At 73.3% G+C, this 16,620-nt stretch carries 13 protein-coding genes; 5 read left to right on the plus strand and 8 right to left on the minus strand.

Annotated elements, in window-relative coordinates; genetic code table 11:
• Positions 1 to 7 precede the first annotated feature (7 nt).
• The 5 genes from P2424_RS01745 to P2424_RS01765 all read right to left on the minus strand — a co-directional run bounded on the left by P2424_RS01745 (position 8) and on the right by P2424_RS01765 (position 6,408).
• Complete coding sequence (locus P2424_RS01745) at positions 8 to 427, minus strand: DUF779 domain-containing protein (protein ID WP_276474039.1); 420 nt, start codon at positions 425 to 427, stop codon at positions 8 to 10.
• On the minus strand, positions 427 to 1,950 hold the full coding sequence (locus tag P2424_RS01750; RefSeq protein WP_276474040.1) for an aldehyde dehydrogenase family protein: 1,524 nt from the start codon (positions 1,948 to 1,950) through the stop codon (positions 427 to 429). Before P2424_RS01750 ends, P2424_RS01745 begins: the two co-directional genes overlap by 1 nt.
• Positions 1,951 to 2,042: 92 nt before the next feature.
• On the minus strand, positions 2,043 to 3,389 hold the full coding sequence (locus P2424_RS01755) for a helix-turn-helix domain-containing protein (RefSeq protein WP_276474041.1): 1,347 nt from the start codon (positions 3,387 to 3,389) through the stop codon (positions 2,043 to 2,045).
• 109 nt (positions 3,390 to 3,498) lie between these two features.
• Positions 3,499 to 4,887, minus strand: coding sequence for a family 2B encapsulin nanocompartment shell protein (locus P2424_RS01760; protein WP_276474042.1), 1,389 nt, complete (start codon positions 4,885 to 4,887; stop codon positions 3,499 to 3,501).
• A 108-nt stretch (positions 4,888 to 4,995) separates the two neighbouring features.
• Positions 4,996 to 6,408, minus strand: a complete 1,413-nt coding sequence (locus tag P2424_RS01765) for a family 2B encapsulin nanocompartment shell protein (RefSeq protein ID WP_276474043.1) — start codon at positions 6,406 to 6,408, stop codon at positions 4,996 to 4,998.
• 486 nt (positions 6,409 to 6,894) lie between these two features.
• Here P2424_RS01765 and P2424_RS01770 point away from each other — a divergent pair, with 486 nt between their 5' ends.
• Both P2424_RS01770 and P2424_RS01775 read left to right on the plus strand, forming a co-directional pair.
• Positions 6,895 to 7,497, plus strand: coding sequence for a hypothetical protein (locus P2424_RS01770; RefSeq protein WP_276474044.1), 603 nt, complete (start codon positions 6,895 to 6,897; stop codon positions 7,495 to 7,497).
• A gap of 181 nt (positions 7,498 to 7,678) precedes the next feature.
• Entirely contained in the window at positions 7,679 to 10,159 is a 2,481-nt protein-coding gene (locus tag P2424_RS01775; protein ID WP_276474045.1) for a right-handed parallel beta-helix repeat-containing protein, read from the plus strand.
• Here the strand turns inward: P2424_RS01775 and P2424_RS01780 are convergent.
• Complete coding sequence (locus tag P2424_RS01780; RefSeq protein ID WP_276478780.1) at positions 10,129 to 12,513, minus strand: hypothetical protein; 2,385 nt, start codon at positions 12,511 to 12,513, stop codon at positions 10,129 to 10,131. The two genes, P2424_RS01775 and P2424_RS01780, sit on opposite strands and share 31 nt — an antisense overlap.
• Before the next feature lie 338 nt (positions 12,514 to 12,851).
• Between P2424_RS01780 and P2424_RS01785 the strand changes: the two genes are divergently transcribed.
• Entirely contained in the window at positions 12,852 to 13,709 is an 858-nt protein-coding gene (locus tag P2424_RS01785; protein ID WP_276474046.1) for a DeoR/GlpR family DNA-binding transcription regulator, read from the plus strand.
• Between the two features lie 51 nt (positions 13,710 to 13,760).
• Here P2424_RS01785 and P2424_RS01790 read toward each other — a convergent pair whose 3' ends face one another.
• Positions 13,761 to 14,900 carry a PLP-dependent cysteine synthase family protein gene (locus P2424_RS01790; protein ID WP_276474047.1) on the minus strand — a complete coding sequence of 380 codons (1,140 nt, stop codon included), beginning with the start codon at positions 14,898 to 14,900 and terminating at the stop codon, positions 13,761 to 13,763.
• A 155-nt stretch (positions 14,901 to 15,055) separates the two neighbouring features.
• On the opposite strand from P2424_RS01790, the gene P2424_RS01795 reads away from it, so the two are divergent.
• Together P2424_RS01795 and P2424_RS01800 are read left to right on the plus strand one after the other, a co-directional pair.
• The gene (locus P2424_RS01795) at positions 15,056 to 15,367 is read left to right on the plus strand and encodes a hypothetical protein (RefSeq protein WP_276474048.1); all 312 of its coding nucleotides are present in this window, start codon (positions 15,056 to 15,058) and stop codon (positions 15,365 to 15,367) included.
• A gap of 143 nt (positions 15,368 to 15,510) precedes the next feature.
• The gene (locus P2424_RS01800) at positions 15,511 to 16,107 is read left to right on the plus strand and encodes an ATP-binding protein (protein WP_276474049.1); all 597 of its coding nucleotides are present in this window, start codon (positions 15,511 to 15,513) and stop codon (positions 16,105 to 16,107) included.
• A gap of 48 nt (positions 16,108 to 16,155) precedes the next feature.
• On the opposite strand, the gene P2424_RS01805 is transcribed toward P2424_RS01800, so the two are convergent.
• Complete coding sequence (locus P2424_RS01805) at positions 16,156 to 16,554, minus strand: FtsX-like permease family protein (RefSeq protein ID WP_346660123.1); 399 nt, start codon at positions 16,552 to 16,554, stop codon at positions 16,156 to 16,158.
• Positions 16,555 to 16,620 lie beyond the last annotated feature (66 nt).

Consider the following 16,620-nt stretch of genomic DNA (forward strand, 5'->3'; position numbering starts at 1 on the left):
ACCGGGCTCAGTCCTCCAGCAGCCGGGACCTGATCAGGAAGCGCACTCCCTCGGGGGCTTCCAAGGAGAAGCCGCTCCCCCTGCCCTGGACGGTGTCGACGGTCAGGTGGGTGTGGCTCCAGTAGGCGAATTGGGCGGCGGACATCCAGAACGGCACCGGGTCCGGCACGCCGTCGATCCACAGCTCGCCCAGGAGGACGTCGGAGTCCCCGGTGCGGAACTCGCCGCGCTCGTAGCACATGGGGCTGCTCCCGTCGCAGCAGCCGCCGGACTGGTGGAACATCAGCGGTCCGTGCTTGCCGGTCAGTACCCGCAGCAGCTCGGCGGCGGCCGGCGTGACGGCGACCCGCTCGGGCTCCGCACCCTGCCCGGCCGGAGCACCACCCGCCTCCCGCCCGGCCGGATCGCCCTGTGGCCGGGCCTCCATCAGAACAGTCCCATCTTCTGCGGCGCGTAGCTGACCAGCAGATTCTTCGTCTGCTGGTAGTGGTCGAGCATCATCTGGTGGTTCTCCCGGCCGATACCCGACTGCTTGTAGCCGCCGAACGCGGCGTGCGCCGGATAGGCGTGGTAGCAGTTCGTCCACACCCGTCCGGCCTGGATGGCACGGCCCGCCCGGTAGGCGCGGGCGCCGTCGCGTGTCCAGACCCCGGCGCCGAGCCCGTAGAGGGTGTCATTGGCGATCCGCACGGCATCGTCGAAGTCCTCGAACGCGGTCACCGAGACCACGGGTCCGAAGATCTCCTCCTGGAATACGCGCATGCCGTTGCCGCCCTCCAGGACGGTGGGCCGCACGTAGTAGCCGCCCTCCAGCTCGCCGCCCAGTTCGGCGCGGGCCCCGCCGGTGAGCACCCTCGCACCCTCCTGCTGCCCGATGTCGAGATAGGAGAGGATCTTCTCCAGCTGGTCGTTGGACGCCTGGGCGCCCACCATGGTGTCGGTGTCCAGCGGATGGCCCTGCACGATCGCCTCGGTGCGCGCGACACCGGCGTCCAGGAAGTCGCGGTAGTGGCCGCGCTGGATGAGCGCGCGCGAGGGGCAGGTGCACACCTCGCCCTGGTTGAGGGCGAACATGGTGAAGCCCTCGAGGGCCTTGTCGAGGAAGTCGTCGTCCGCGGCCGAGACGTCGTCGAAGAAGACGTTGGGGCTCTTGCCGCCCAGCTCCAGGGTCACGGGCTTGAGGTTCTCGGAGGCGTACTGCATGATCAGCCGACCCGTGGTCGTCTCCCCGGTGAAGGCCACCTTGGCGACCCGGGCGCTGGCGGCCAGCGGTTTGCCCGCCTCCGCACCGAAGCCGTTGACGATGTTGACGACTCCCGGCGGCAGCAGGTCGGCCACCAGGCTCATCCAGTAGTGGATGGAGGCCGGGGTCTGCTCGGCGGGCTTGAGCACGACCGCGTTGCCCGCGGCCAGCGCGGGGGCCAGCTTCCACGCGGCCATCAGGATGGGGAAGTTCCACGGGATGATCTGCGCGACCACGCCCAGCGGTTCGTGGAAGTGGTAGGCGACGGTGTCCTCGTCGATCTGCGAGAGCGAGCCCTCCTGGGAGCGGATCGCGGCGGCGAAGTACCGGAAGTGGTCGATGGCCAGCGGGATGTCGGCGGCCAGCGCCTCCCGGATCGGCTTGCCGTTCTCCCAGCTCTCGGCGATGGCCAGTTCCTCCAGATGCGCCTCCATCCGCTGCGCGATCTGGTTGAGGAGCTGCGCGCGCTCGGCGGGCGGCGTACGGCCCCAGGCAGGTGCCGCCGCGTGCGCTGCGTCGATGGCCCGTTCGACGTCCTCGGCGGTACCGCGGGCGATCTCGGTGAAGGCGGCGCCCGTCACAGGAGTGGGGTTCTCGAAGTATCCGCCCTGCTTCGGAGCGACGTAGCTGCCACCGATCCAGTGGTCGTAGCGCGGCTGGTAGCTCATCAGCGCGCCGTCGGTTCCCGGTGCGGCGTAGCGGCTCATGCTCTGCCTCCCTGTGCTCGGCGCACACGGCGTCCTGGCGTGTACGCAGGCGTCCTCGGCCCGCCCGGCGGTGGACGGACGTTGCGGGGAGGCTAGCCGCGGCGACGTTGCGGATACGTTGCGTGCCTGCTCCCGGCGCCGCCCGGCGTGGGACCGGGCGGCCGCAGCCCGTAGACGGCCCGCAGCTCCCGCACCCGTGCCGCGGTGCCCGGCGTGGGACGTGCGGTGTGCAGGGCCTCCCACATCTCCAGGTCCTCCTCCCCGGCCGCGGTGCACAGCCAGCGCTCCAGCAGCCGCGGTTCGGGACGGGTGAGCAGCCGGCGGCGCAGCCGCTGTTCCAGCAGCCTGCGCAGCCGCAGCACTCCGGGCGCCGACGAGCCCGGCAGCAGCGGGCCGCTGCAGGCGTCCAGGGCCGCACCGGGGTCGTCAGCGGCGAGCGCGTCGACGACCGCGTCGTAGTCGGTGTGCGGGCGTTCCCGGAGCCGGTAGGGGCGCGAGTCCAGCAGCGGGCCCAGCAGGTGCCGCAGCCGGGAGAGTTCGGCGCGCAGCGTGACCGGATGCACGTCCCGCTCCCCGTACAGTTCGCGGGCCAGTTCCTCGCCCGTCAGCCCGTCGGGATGCGCGGCCAGCAGCAGCACGATCTCGCTGTGCCGCCGCCCCAGTCGCAGCGGCCGGCCGCAGGCGCGGGTCTTGGGGGTGTGCAGCAGCGCCTCGTCCCGGCCGAGGACGGTGAGTGAGCAGACGTCCGGCGGCAGCAGGGGGCCGCTCGCACGGGGAGCCGCTTCCGGACCTGCCAGGCACCCTTCGGCCGCGCGGGCCGTGGCCTGGACCAGGGCGAGGCTGTGCGGTGACGCGAGGTGGTCGCCGCCGGTCAGATCGACGGCCCCGATGACCCGCCCGGTGCGCGGATCGTGCACCGGCGCGGCGGCACAGGTCCAGGACTGCACCGGGCGGCAGTAGTGCTCGGCGCCGAAGATCTGGACGGCGTGGTCGACCGCGAGGGCGGTGCCGGGCGCGTTGGTGCCGCCGGCGCGCTCGGACCACCGGGCACCGGGGACGAAGTTCATCCGCTCGGCGCGGCGCAGCACCTGCCGGTGGCCCTCCACCCAGAGCATCGTGCCCTGCTCGTCGCAGACGGAGAGCAGATGGGCCCCGTCCTCGGCGATGGTGCCCAGCAGCTCACGGAAGAGCGGCATGGCGCGGGCCAGCGGATGGGCCTCCCGGCGCCGGGCCAGTCCGGCGTCGTCCATCTCGACACCCGCCATGCTCTCGGGAGCCAGCCGCGCCCCGGCACAGCGGCGCCAGGAGGCGGCCACCACGTCGCGGACGGGCGCGGCGACGGTGCCGCCGGTCAGGAAGCGTTCGTGGGCCCGGCGCAACTGCCCGGCCCGCTGGGCCGCGTCGGCACCGGCCTCGAGTGCCAGCCATGGATTGCGCACCCCGTCATCGTGCAGCGGGTCGGGGCCGCAGACAACGGCTGCGGCGCACTCCGTCCGGCGGGGCCGCCGGCCGGCTGATCCGGCCGGCGGCCCGCGCCTCCCGGTACGGTCAGACCTCGATGTCCTCCAGGATGCCGAGCGCGTCGGGCACCAGGACGGCGGCCGAGAAGTAGGCGCTCACCAGGTAGGAGACCAACGCGCGCTCGTCGATGCCCATGAAGCGCACGTTCAAGGAGGGTTCGATCTCGTCCGGGAGCCCGGTCTGGTGCAGCCCGATGACGCCCTGGTCCTCCGCCCCGGTGCGCATGGCCAGCACCGAGGTGGTGCCGTCCGGCCGGATCGGGATCTTGTCGCAGGGCAGCAGGGGGATCCCCCGCCAGGCGTGTGCCGTGGTGCCCTCGACCTGGACCCGCTCGGGGTAGATGCCGCGGCTGCTGCACTCCCGGCCGACAGCGGCGATGGCGCGTGGATGCGCCAGCAGATACCGGGTCTTGCGGCGGCGTGAGATCAGCTCGTCCAGATCCTCCGGCGTGGGGGCGCCGGTGCGGGAGCGGATGCGCTGGGTCAGGTCGGCGTTGTGCAGCAGTCCGAACTCGCGGCTGTTGACCAACTCGTGCTCCTGGCGCTCGCGCAGCGCCTGGACGGTGAGCCGCAACTGCTCCTGCACCTGGTTCATCGGGTCGTTGTAGAGGTCGGCGACCCGGCTGTGGACCCTGAGCACCGTCTGGGCGACGGCCAGCTCGTACTGGCGCGGGTTCAGCTCGTAGTCGACGAACGTGCCCGGCAGCGGAACCTCGCCGAGGTGGCCGGAGGCCAGGGCGATGTCGGCCTCGCCGCGCCGGTTCTGCGCGGGCAGGGTGCGGGCGAGGACGGTGTCGAGGTGGTGGCGCAGCGGCGGGGAGGCGTCGGCGGTCTGCCGGAACGTCTCTCGGGGCAGCGCCAGCACGGTGCAGCGCGTGGTGGCGCGCAGGGTCTGCTGCCAGTTGCCGGGGTCCGGGGTGAGGATCTGGTCGCCGGCGTGGTCGCCGTCGGCGATGACACCGAGTTCGATCTCGTCGTCGTACTGGCCCGCGGCCTCCTTGACGACCCGGCCGTGCGCGATCAGCAGCAGTTCGTCTGCGGGTTCGCCGCGGACGGCCAGTGCGTCGCCGGGCTCGTACTCGCGCTGGACGAAGCCGTCGGCCAGGGCACGCAGGGCTGCTTCGTCCGCCAGGCCGCGCAGCAGCGGGATCTCCCGCAGTTCGGCGGGGATGACTTCGACTTCGGCGCCGGTGGAGACGAACTCGATCCGGCCGTCGCCCAGGGTGTGGGTGAGCCGCCGGTTGACGCGGAAGGTGCCGCCGGTGGTCTCCGTCCAGGGCAGGATGCGCAGCAGCCAGCGCGGGGAGATCCCCTGCATCTGGGGCGGTGTCTTGGTCGTGGTGGTGAGCTTGCGTGCGGCCGCCGTGGAGAGGCTGGCGGCGCGGTCCTGCCGCTGTTCTTCAGGATGAGTGGTCATGTATGCCCGGTTTCCTGGTCTTTCCGACTGCCTGCTTTTCTGATGACGCTCTGCCGGTCACCGCCGAGGGCGGCTCTGCGGGCCGGGGACCGATGCCCCGGACACGGGTCAGTGGCCGATCTCGACGTCCTCGAGGATTCCGAGCGCGTCGGGCACCAGGACGGCGGCGGAGTAGTAGGCGCTCACCAGATAGGACATGACGGCCTTTTCGTTGATCCCCATGAAGCGGACCGAGAGGCCGGGGCTGTACTCGTCGGGAATTCCGGTCTGGTGGAGTCCGATCACTCCCTGGGCCTTCTCGCCGGTGCGCATCGCCAGGACGGAGGTGCTGCCCTGTGGGGTGACCGGAATCTTGTTGCAGGGCAGGAGGGGCACGCCGCGCCAGGCGGGCACCGACTGCCCCCCGTGGTCGACGGACTGCGGGTAGAGCCCGCGCCTGCTGCACTCCCGGCCGATCGCGGCGATCGCCTTGGGGTGGGCCAGGATGACGCTGGGGTCCTTCCACACGGTGGCCAGCAGCTCGTCCAGGTCGTCGGGGGTGGGCGGGCCCGAGCGGGTGTGGACGCGCTGCCGCGTCCCGGCGTTGTGCAGCAGGCCGATCTCGCGGTTGTTGACCAGTTCGTGCTCCTGGCGCTCGCGCAGCGCCTCGATGGTGAGCCGGAGCTGCTCCTCGAGCTGGTTCATGGGGTGGTTGTACAGGTCGGCGACCCTGGTGTGGACGCGCAGCACAGTCTGGGCGACTTCCAGTTCGTATTCGCGCGGGCTCAGCTCGTAGTCGACGAAGGTGCCCGGCAGCGGCGCCTCCCCCACGTGCCCGGACGCCAGCTCGATCGCGGACTCGCCGTTCTCGGTGCGCCGGGAGGGGCGGAGGGCGTCGGCGGATGCCAGGTGGGAGCGGAGCGAGTCGGCACCGGCCAGTACGGTGTCGAAGGCGCTGCGCTCCAGAGTCAGGACGGTGCCGCTGGTGAGCGCGGTCAGGGTGCGGTCCCAGGTGCCCGTCTCGCCGGCCAGCAGATGGTCGCCGACGAAGTCGCCGTCCGCGAGCACGCCCTGGGTGACGTCCTCGTCGTACCGGCCCCGGACCGACTCGCGCAGTTTGCCGTGCGCGATCAGCACCAGCCGGTCGGCGGGCCGGCCCTCCTCCACGATCACCTCGCCGGGACGGAAGTCACGCTGCTCGCACCGGTCGGCGAGGGCTTCGAGCACCGCGTGGTCGTCGTAGCCGCGCAGCAGCGGGAGCTCGGTGAGCTCCAACGGGATGACCCGGACCTCGGCGCCGGTGGAGACGAACTCCACCCGGCCGTCGCCCAGGGTGTGGGTCAGCCGCCGGTTCACCCGGAAGGTGCCGCCCGTCACCTGCACCCACGGCAGGGCCCGCAGCAGCCACCTGGAGGTGATCCCCTGCATCTGCGGGGGCGTCTTCGTGGTGGTCGCGAGATTCCGTGCCGCTTCCGTGGCGAGACTCTGCTGCGCCTGGTCCGCACTCCCGTTTCCGGAATTCCGCTCCGCCGCAGTCGTCATCCGACACCGCCAATCTTTGTGATGCGCAGTCATATGGCTTGATGCGCAACGAAGTTAAGTGGGCCGCACGGGAAGCGGCAATCGCCCGAAAGAGATGGGCACGCCCCGAATGCCCGCGCGATTCACGGGTAAGATCACCAATTTTTCCTACCGAGCGTCACGACTCACCCGGTGATCTCACCGCGTGTGACACCCTCGCCGCCCCGCGCCCCTTCCCGCCCTCCGGCCCGAGCAGATGTGCGGAAGATGCGGGCGTACACAAGTCCGAACCGCGCCCGGTGTCCGGCACCGGAACGGCACTCAGTAAACTCTGCGGATCACGAGGGGACAGCCGCGAGCAAGCCCGAGGACGGAGAGGGGACCGACGGACCCGAAGAACCGGCAGCCGGTCGTACGGCAGTCGGTGAGCTGTACGGCCCGGGGCTCGACGCCTCCTCTCGTGCGGGCACCGCGCCCGGTGGACGAACGGCGAGAGGGGGTGCAGCGGTGCGCACTGTCGCCGGTCTGTGGCGCTGGCGGAGGAACCCGCTGTGCCGGCGCACCGACCGCCGGGAGGCGTGGCTGACCCTGTGCGCCGTGCTGCTGATCGCTCTCGCCGCACCATTGGCGGGGTGGGCTGCCGCCGAGAGGGCCCACGCGGCACTGCTGCGCACGGCACACGAGCAGCAGCACCAGCGGTCGCGGATCCCGGCGACGGTCCAGCACGTGACGGTCCTTCCGCCGCTGGACTCCGAGACCGAGACCGGCGCCGGGGCGCAGAACCGCCATCGGATCACGGCGCGGTGGGAGGGGCCGGACGGCGCCCCGCACACCGGCGTCGTCGTCCTCCGCCACCGCGTGGAGCCCGGCGCCCGCTTCCCGGTGTGGACGGACGCGCACGGGCGTCTGACCTCCCGTCCGATGAGCGCGCGCAGGGCCCGCTCCTACTCGCTGCTGGCCGGGCTGGCCATCGGCGCGCTCACCGCCGGAGGGCTGGAGGTCGCCAGGCGGGTGACCGTACGGTTGCTGCTGCGGCGCCGCTACGCGCGCTGGGACGAGGAGTGGGTGCGCATCGGTCCCGACTGGGGCCGCACCGGAACCAGCACCTGACAGCCGCCCCTTCCGGGATGTCCGTTCCGAACGGGTGTCCGCGCCGGTCGCTCGGTCGGACCGTCACCGCAGAGCACCAGCGCACGCTACGGTGGTGCGGCCGGCCCGGACAGCGCACGCAGCGCTCCGCGCGACCGGCGCAACGCATCTCCGCACGCACGAGGTTGGGGCACAGCACTCCATGGCACAGGGCTCGGTCCAGGTGACGCACAGCGGCACGTCGCGGTGGCGGCGGCGCACGGGCGAATACGCGTCGTTGTCCGCCGCGCTGGAGGTGGCGGGCGACGGCGACGTCCTCACCGTGGCGCCCGGCACCTACCGGGAGAACCTGGTCATCGACCGCATGGTGACCCTGCGGGGCCCCGAACGCGGCGGCTCCGGACCGGTCCGGATCGCCCCCGCGGACGGGGTGGCGCTCACCGTGCGGTCCGCCGCGCTGGTCCAGGACCTGCAGATCGAGGGCCAGGACTCGGCTGTGCCCGCCGTGCTCGTGGAGGACGCGGCACCGGAGCTGACCGGGCTGCGGGTGATGACCCGCTCGGCCTCGGGGATCGAGGTACGCGGCGGGGCCCGGCCCACGGTACGGCGCTGCACCGTGGACAACCCGGCCGGGATCGGCTTCAGCATCACCGGAGGCGCCGGAGGCGTCTTCGAGGAGTGCGAGGTGGTGGCCGCGGGCCAGTCCGGCGTCCTGGTGCGGGACGGCGCCCGCCCCCGGCTCGCGCACTGCAGGGTGCACCTCGCCTCGGGCGCGGGCATCGCACTGCAGGGCGAGGGCAGCACGCTGGAGGCGCTGGGCTGCGAGGTGTACGAGATCAAGGGCAGCGGCCTGCGCGTCGCCGGGCGCGCCAGCGGGCACTTCACCGACTGCCGGGTACACCGCACCTCGACCGACGGGGTCACCCTGGACACCGACGCCGTGCTCACCCTCGCCGACTGCGACATCCACGACATCCCGGAGAACGCGGTCGACCTGCGGTCCCGCTCCGTGCTGACCCTGACCCGCTCCACGGTGCGCCGGTTCGGCCGCAACGGCCTGTCGGTGTGGGACCCGGGAACCCGCGCGGACGCCAACGGCTGCGAGATACACGAGAGCACCGGCGACTACCCGGCGGTGTGGGTCAGCGACGGTGCCACCGCGGTACTGGACACCTGCCGGGTGCATTCGGTGCCCGACGCGCTCTTCGTCCTGGACCGGGGCTCCCGCGCCGACGTCCTGGACAGCGACCTCTCCCAGGTGCGCGGCACCGCCGTCTCGGTGAGCGACGGCGCGGTGGTGCAACTGGACGACTGCCGCATCAGCAAGGCCGCCACCGGCGCCTGGTTCCGCGACCACGGCAGCGGTGGAGTGCTCAACGGCTGCACCATCGACCAGGCGGCGACCGGCGTGATCGTCACCAAGGGCGCCGATCCCACGATCGAGCGCTGCACGGTCAGCGGTTCCGGCGAGGCGGGGTTCTACGTGTCCGCCGAGGGACGCGGGACGTTCCACAACTGCCGGGTGTCCGGCTCGCGCGGCTACGGCTTCCACGTGATCGACGGCTGCCGCACCACGCTGCGCCGCTGCCGCACCGAGCGGTGTACGCGCGGCGGCTACGAGTTCGCCGAGGAGGGCCCGACCGTCGAGGACTGCAGCAGCGACGAGAGCGCCGCCGCGGTCACCGCGGCGGCGCCCGCACCCTCCTCGGCGTCCGTCTCCGCCACTCCCCCCACCGACGGACCGGCGGGGCTGCTGACCGCGCGGGCCGCGGTGCCCCGGCAGCGTGCGGAGAGCCCGTCACCGGCAACGGCACCGGGGGACGCAGCAGCCGGCGACGGCACGGCCGACGAGGACGCGGGCGGGGAGGCACCGCGCCCCGCCAAGGAAGTACTGGGCGAACTCGACGGCCTGGTCGGCCTGGACGCGGTCAAGCGCGAGGTCCGGGCGCTCACCGACATGATCGAGGTCGGCCGCAGACGGCAGCGCGCCGGCCTGAAGGCGGCGTCCGCACGACGGCACCTGGTCTTCACCGGATCGCCCGGCACCGGCAAAACCACGGTGGCCCGCCTCTACGGCGAGATCCTGCACTCCCTGGGGGTGCTGCGCCGCGGGCATCTGGTGGAGGTCTCCCGCGTGGACCTGGTCGGCGAGCACATCGGGTCCACCGCACTGCGCACCCAGGAGGCATTCGAGAAGGCCAAGGGCGGCGTGCTGTTCATCGACGAGGCGTACGCGCTCGCCCCGCAGGACTCGGGCCGCGACTTCGGCCGCGAGGCCATCGACACCCTGGTGAAGCTGATGGAGGACCACCGGGACGACGTGGTGGTCATCGTGGCGGGCTACACCACCGAGATGGAGCACTTTCTGGCCGCCAACCCCGGTGTGGCCTCGCGCTTCTCCCGCACGATCACCTTCGGCGACTACGCACCCGAGGAACTGCTGAGCATCGTCGAGCAGCAGGCCGAGGAGCACGAATACCACTTGGGCGGCGGCACGCGGCAGGCGTTGCTGGAGTACTTCGGGCGGCTCCCCAAGGGCCCCTCGTTCGGCAACGGACGCACCGCGCGGCAGACTTTCGAGGCGATGGTCGAGCGGCACGCGGGCCGGGTCGCGCAGCTCCCCGATCCGAGCACCGAGGACCTCACCCTGCTCTACCCCTCGGACCTGCCCCGCCCGGTCTGAGCGGCGGGCGGGGCCCCCGTGCCGGGCCCTCGCCGGTCCGGCTGCCGACCGGGCCGCCGCCCCGCGTCCCGCGGCGGGCACGGGGGCGCGCCGGCTGCGACAGCCCGCCGGGCGCGGTCCGCGAGACGGGCCAGCAGCCCGGCCCGCTCCTCGGCGAAGGCCGGGTCCGCCTGGTAGTCCCCGTGCGCCAGGATCGGTTCGGGCAGCGGCAGCTCGCGGGTACGGCCGTAGGCGACGGGATCCAGCAGCGGGCCGCGGTCGACGCCGCGGCACTCCTCGGGCGGTCCGGGCTCGGGAGCACCGGCGCGCTCGGGCCGCACCGGACCGCCGATCGGGTCGGTCAGCCGCCACAGGTTGCGCCAGCACTCCAGGTCACCGTGGAGCGCGGCCAGCCGGTGCGGCCCGAAGTAGGCGGGGAACCAGCGCCCGTAGAGCCGTTCCAGGGGTGAGCCGTAGGTGAGGAGCGCGACCTGGCGGCGGGTGCCGGGATCCAGCTGCCAGACCGCCGCTGCCGCCAGGACGCTGCCCTGCGAGTGGCCGGAGATCACCAGTCGTCGCTCGGGCCGCCGGTCGGTCCACATCGCCATCCGCCAGGCCAGGTCGGGCACGGCGCGTTCGGCGTAGCAGGGCGGCGCGAACGGGTGGGCGCAGCGCGGCCAGAACGTACCCACATCCCACAGGATGCCGATGGTGCGGCGGGCCGAAGCGTCCCGGTAGGCGCGGCGGCCCCAGGCGAGCAGCAGCACGAAGGCGAACCCGACCAGCCAGGAGCCGAGGGCCTGCACCGCGTCGGCGGACCCCGCCACGACGCCCGGGGCTCCGTCGGTCGCCCGCCCGGGAACCTGGCCCGTCAGCAGCGTGCCGAGCACGGCCGCAGCGCCCATGACGAGTGTGCCGGCAGCGACGGCGGCCACCAGCCGGGGTGCCCGGTCGGTGAGACCGGCGCGGGCGATCGTGGCGGCGATCCGGCGGGAGCGGGACCGGTCGGGCAGCGACGCGGGGTACCCGGCCGCCACGTCGTCGGTGAGCCGCCGGGTGTCGCGCCACACATGCGCGGCGGACCAGCCCGCCAGCAGCAGCACCAGGGCCAGCAGGACGGGGATGATGGACGCCTGCCAGGTGAGGATGGCCGGCGGGCCGGCGATGCGGCCGCCGCTGCCGCCGGACGCGCCGGGGCCGTCGAGCCAGTCCCCGACCCGCTGGCAGACCCCGCCGGAGAGCACGCCGCCCAGCGAGCAGGCGAGCATCGCCACGCATCCGGAGGCCGTCCCGCGCAGCGCCGTGCGGGGGACCCGCGTGCGGCGGTGCAGCCGCAGGCCCAGCACGCCGAGCGCGACCACGAGCGTGCCCTGGAGCACCGCGAGAACGCTGAACGTCTCGTCGCCGGGGAGGGTGCCGCCGGAGGTCCACTCCGGACGGCTCCAGCCGGTGTGCACGACGGCCGACAGCAGGACGGCGAGGGAGACCGGAGGCAGTCCGCGCACGGCGAGCGTATCGGCGCCGTCGTCCGGTTCGGTCTCCTTGCGGCCCCGGCCGCAGACGACGAACAGCACCCAGGCGGCTCCCGCCAGCACCAGCCCCGTCAGCAGTCGTCCGGACAGCTCCAGCGCGGTGCTGGCGCCGGGTGCCCGGTCGTGCCGGGCGGTGGCGGCGATGAGCGCGGCGGCGACGGTCAGGAACCCGGCGGCGGTGTGCGCGGCACGCAGCCGGGCGACGAGACGCTTGCCGTACCAGAAGCCGGGCAGCGACAGCGGTGGCCGCCCCTCCGCCGCGGGGGCGTACTCGGGGACGGTGCGCTCCAGCGGCGGCTGGGATTCGTAGGCGCTCCACGTGCGGTGCGAGAGCCACCACAGCAGCGCGGTCACAGCAGCGGGCAGCACGGCGGCCAGCGCGAGCCGGCGGCCCGGCTGGCTCCACCAACTCCCGGAAGCCGCGGGTTCCCCGGGCGGCGCCAGGAAAGCCAGCCAGGAGCGTTCCCCGGCACAGCGGGCGGTCCCGGCGCACTGCCAGGCGACCAGGTCGAGCGCGACCTCGCAGGACGCGGCGACCAGCAGCACCGTCAGTGAGAGCGCCAGCAGCCGCACCAGCAGGCCGTGCAGCCGTACGGTGCGGGCGCGGCCCCGGGAGGCGGGCCGGGTCCAGTGGGCCAGGTTGGCCACCATGAACGGCAGCAGGATCAGCCACAGGGCGCGGGCGCCGTTGCCGGAGGTCAGGTTCGACCAGCAATACGCCTCCGGTACCGCTCTGCCCGAGTAGTCCGCGGGGCGCTGCTCGGCGTCGGCGTCGTCCGTGCGCCGGTGGATCGCCGCCGTGCCGTCCCCGGTGACGCGCTCGGTACGCGGGTCGCCGAGCATCTCGGCGGGGGTCGTCCCGCCCACTCCGTGTACGAGCAGTTCCAGCGCGAGGCCCGGCGCGTCGCCGGGTGCGCCGCTGGGTGCGTGGTCTGTCGGCACTGTGCTTCCCCCCGGTCCCCCGGTTCCCCCGAACGGTGTGTCAGCTTCGTGTCGGCTAAGGCCCGGTGCCAGCATCGCTGCCCCACCCGGGCTGTGCCAGCCCCCCACGGGTGAAACCGGGGTGGGCGGGGCTCGATCGAGACAGCGGCGCGACTGTGGCGCACGTGGGAGGATGGGCCGACCGGCGGCCTCCCCCACAGCCCCGACACCCGGTCGCGAAAGGAACGGAGACAGCGGCAGTGAGCGACAACCAGAACCTCCTCGCCGAACAGCGGCGCGCGCTGATCCTGGAGGAGGTGCGGCGCCGGGGCGGCGCCCGGGTCAACGAGCTGACCAGGAAGCTGTCGGTCTCGGACATGACGGTGCGGCGCGACTTGGACGCACTGGCCCGGCAGGGCGCCCTGGAGAAGGTGCACGGCGGAGCCGTGCCGGTCGCCGAGGCCAGCACCCACGAGCCGGGGTTCGAGGCGAAGTCCTCGCTGGAGCTGAGCGCGAAGGAGGACATCGCGCGGGCGGCGGCCACCATGGCCCAGCCGGGGACCGCGATCGCGCTCTCGGGCGGTACGACGACGTTCGCGCTGGCACGGCACCTGCTGGAGGTGCCGAACCTGACGGTGGTGACCAACTCGGTGCGGGTCGCGGACGTCTTCCACACGGCGCAGCGGAGCGGTGCCGGAGCGGGGACCGCGGGGAGCCGTCCGGGCGCGGCGACGGTGGTGCTGACGGGCGGAGTGCGGACGCCCTCGGACTCGCTGGTGGGTTCGGTGGCGGACGCGGCGATCCGCTCGCTCCACTTCGACGCGCTCTTCCTCGGGGTGCACGGCATATCGGTGGAGGCCGGGCTCTCCACCCCGAATCTGGCGGAGGCGGAGACCAACCGGCAGTTCGTGGGCTCGGCCCGCCGCGTCATCGTGGTCGCGGACCACACCAAGTGGGGCACTGTGGGGCTGAGTTCGTTCGCCTCGCTGGACCAGGTGGACGCGCTGGTGACGGACGACGGGCTGCCGGCAGCGGCACGGGAGGAGATCCAGGAGCGGCTGCCGGAGCTGGTGGTGGCCGGGGAGCAGGACGGCGAAGGCTTCGCGGGCGCGCTCTGAGCCGGGCCCGCGGCCCGGCCCGCCGCGCCGCGGGGCGGACAGCGGGACGGGCTAGTGCGGCTCCGCCCACTCCCCCGAGGCCAGGAACCGCTCCAGGGTGCGCGTGTAGGGAGCGATGTCCAGGCCCTGCCGGGCCAGCCAGGAGTCGGCGTAGTACTTGTCCAGGTATCGCTCCCCCGGGTCGCACAGCAGGGTGACGACGCTGCCCTGTTCGCCGGCGGACAGCATCCGGGCGACGATCCGCAGGCTGCTCCACAGCCCGGTGCCGGTGGACCCACCGGCCTTGCGGCCCAGCACCCGGTCCAACTCCCGTACGGCGGCCACGCTGGCGGCGTCCGGGACCTTCATCATCCGGTCGACGGCGGCCGGCACGAAGCTGGGCTCCATCCGGGGCCGCCCGATGCCCTCGATCCGGGAGCCGCAGTCGCTGGTGGCTTCCGGGTCGCCGCGCGTCCAGCCGTCGAAGAAGCAGGAGTTCTCCGGGTCGGGGACGCAGACCCGGGTGTCGTACTGCATGTAGCGGATGTAGCGGGCGAAGGTCGCCGAGGTGCCCCCGGTTCCGGCGGTGGCGACGATCCACGCCGGTTCCGGGTACCGCTCCCCGGCGAGCTGCTGGTAGACGGACTCGGCGATGTTGTTGTTGCCCCGCCAGTCGGTGGCTCGTTCGGCGTAGGTGAACTGGTCCATGAAGTGTCCACCGCTCTCCGCCGCGAGCCGTGCCGAGACCTCGTAGACGGTACGCGGATCGTCCACCAGGTGGCAGGTGCCGCCGTGGAACTCGATCAGCCGGGTCTTCTCGCGGCTCGTCGTGCGCGGCATCACCGCGATGAACGGGACGCCGATCAGCTTGGCGAAGTACGCCTCGCTCACCGCCGTGGAGCCGCTGGACGCCTCGATGACGGGCCGCCCCTGCCGGATCCAGCCGTTGCACAGCGCGTGCAGGAACAGTGAGCGGGCCAAGCGGTGCTTGAGGCTGCCGGTGGGGTGGGTCGACTCGTCCTTGAGGTACAGGTCGACGCCCCACTCCTCGGGCAGCGGGAAGGCGAGCAGGTGGGTGTCGGCGCTGCGGCCGCTCTCGGCCCGCACCTTGCGTACCGCCTCCTTCAGCCAGCCGCGGCGGTCGGGGTCGCTGCGGTCCACGTCCTGGGTGGGGAGGCCGGGGGCAGGAGGGGCGGGGTCGATGGTGCTCACAGGCCGATCATAGAGGGGAGTCGGTAGACGGCGGCGGACATGGGCATGCTCCCGGCAAGGGTTCGGGCTCTCCGGGGGTGTACGCGCACCGCCCGGGGGTAACCCGGTACCTCTGCTGGGCAGAACCGGTGGGAGCCGGTGGGAGGCGGTGTGCAGTGGCGGAGCCGGAGTTCGACGCGACTGGGGTGGGGATCAGCCGGATGCTCCGCTCCCTCACCCGGGCCGGCCACGTGCTGGTGCGGGACGGGGAGCTGGTGCTGCTGACCAGCTACGGCAGCGAGATCGACAGCGCCCCGGTCGAGGAGGTGCGGATCAGCGGCTACGGGCTGCTCGACCAGGTGCCGGCGACGCTGCGCGGCAGAAGCTATCTGCTGCGCCTGGGCCCCGAGCACCGGGAGGGTCTGCTGTCCGCCCTGCGGACGGCGCGGGCGAAGGCCGCGGCGGAGCGCGGTGTGCTGGGCAGGTGAGCACGGTCGAGGCCCCCGTTCCGTGACCGGATCGTCGCAGTGCGTTTGCACCTCGGCCCGTCGGCTCCCATCCTGGCTCTGTAGCGCACGTCACATGTGATCCGTCCCCGCCGTCGGCGGCCCCTCATGAGGGAGTCACAGCCGTGATCAGTCCACCGAGCAGCACCCGTACCCCGGCCGCGGCGCGGCACTGCGCCGTCGAGTTCCAGGCGCTGCCCCCGCGCATAGGGCAGGTCCGACGAATCGTCTCCGCGCAGCTGCGGTACTGGCGGCTGGACGCCGTCCTGGACGTGGCGGCCCTTCTGCTGACGGAGTTGCTGGCCAACGTCCACCGGCACGCCGCTCCCGGGGGCGGCCACGGCGCCGGTCCGGCTCCGGCCGACAAGCACTGCACCGTGGAACTGTCCCTGGTCGGGGACCGGCTGACGGTCTCGGTGCACGACCACGACCCCCGGCTGCCACGGGTCCGGGGCACGGCGTCCGACGAGCCGCTGCCCACCAGCGGTCGCGGCCTCGCCCTGGTGGCGTCGCTCAGCGAGAGCTGGGGAGTGCGGGCCCGGCCCGACGGCGCGGGAAAGACCGTGTGGTTCTCGCTGCCGGTCCCGGCTCCGGAGCCGGCCGCGCGAGTCCGGGGCCGTGCGGGCCGTGCCGCCCGGGACGCCGCCGCTCCGGAGCCGCCGGCCGCCGGTCCGGCCCCGGTGCCGCCGCCTGCCGAGGTGGAGCCGGCGGCAGCGGGCTGAGGAGGCGGAACCGGCGGCCGGTGCGGTCTCCCGGTCGGGGTTGGGCGGCTATTCGGCGCCGATGGCGCGCAGCACGTCCAGGCGTGCCGCCCGGCGGGCGGGGCGCCATCCGCCCAGGAGACCGGCGGCGACCCCGACAAGGGCGACCACCGCCAGAGGGAGGGGCGGCAGGCTCAGGGCGCTCAGCCCCCGGCTGTCGGTGGCACGCACCAGCGCCCAGCCCAGGAAGCTGCCGAGGGCGAGGCCGCCCACCGTCCCGAAAGCAGCGACCAGCACCGCCTCCCACCGCACCATGGCCCGCAGTTGGCCGCGGGTCTGCCCGACCGAGCGGAGCAGCCCAAGCTCCCTGGTGCGTTCGTGCACGGCGAGGGTGAGAGTGTTGGCGATGCCCAGCAGGACGATGAACACGGCCAGTCCCAGCAGCGCGTAGACGAGGGTGAGCATCATGTCGATCCCGGCGGCCGCGGACTGCGCGTACTCCTCGCGAGTCTGCACCTCCGGTTCGCCGTACCG

It is taken from the genome of Streptomyces sp. WMMB303, from assembly GCF_029351045.1.
In the GTDB taxonomy this organism is placed as follows: Bacteria; Actinomycetota; Actinomycetes; order Streptomycetales; family Streptomycetaceae; genus Streptomyces.

Excerpts from the sequence above, each read along its gene's own strand:
- P2424_RS01745 (WP_276474039.1), bottom strand. The coding sequence starts at position 427 with ATGGAGGCCCGGCCACAGGGCGATCCGGCCGGGCGGGAGGCGGGTGGT.
- P2424_RS01750 (WP_276474040.1), bottom strand. The coding sequence starts at position 1,950 with ATGAGCCGCTACGCCGCACCGGGAACCGACGGCGCGCTGATGAGCTAC.
- P2424_RS01760 (WP_276474042.1), bottom strand. The coding sequence starts at position 4,887 with ATGACCACTCATCCTGAAGAACAGCGGCAGGACCGCGCCGCCAGCCTC.
- P2424_RS01765 (WP_276474043.1), bottom strand. The coding sequence starts at position 6,408 with ATGACGACTGCGGCGGAGCGGAATTCCGGAAACGGGAGTGCGGACCAG.
- P2424_RS01775 (WP_276474045.1), top strand. The coding sequence starts at position 7,679 with ATGGCACAGGGCTCGGTCCAGGTGACGCACAGCGGCACGTCGCGGTGG.
- P2424_RS01780 (WP_276478780.1), bottom strand. The coding sequence starts at position 12,513 with ATGCTCGGCGACCCGCGTACCGAGCGCGTCACCGGGGACGGCACGGCG.
- P2424_RS01805 (WP_346660123.1), bottom strand. The coding sequence starts at position 16,554 with ATGATGCTCACCCTCGTCTACGCGCTGCTGGGACTGGCCGTGTTCATC.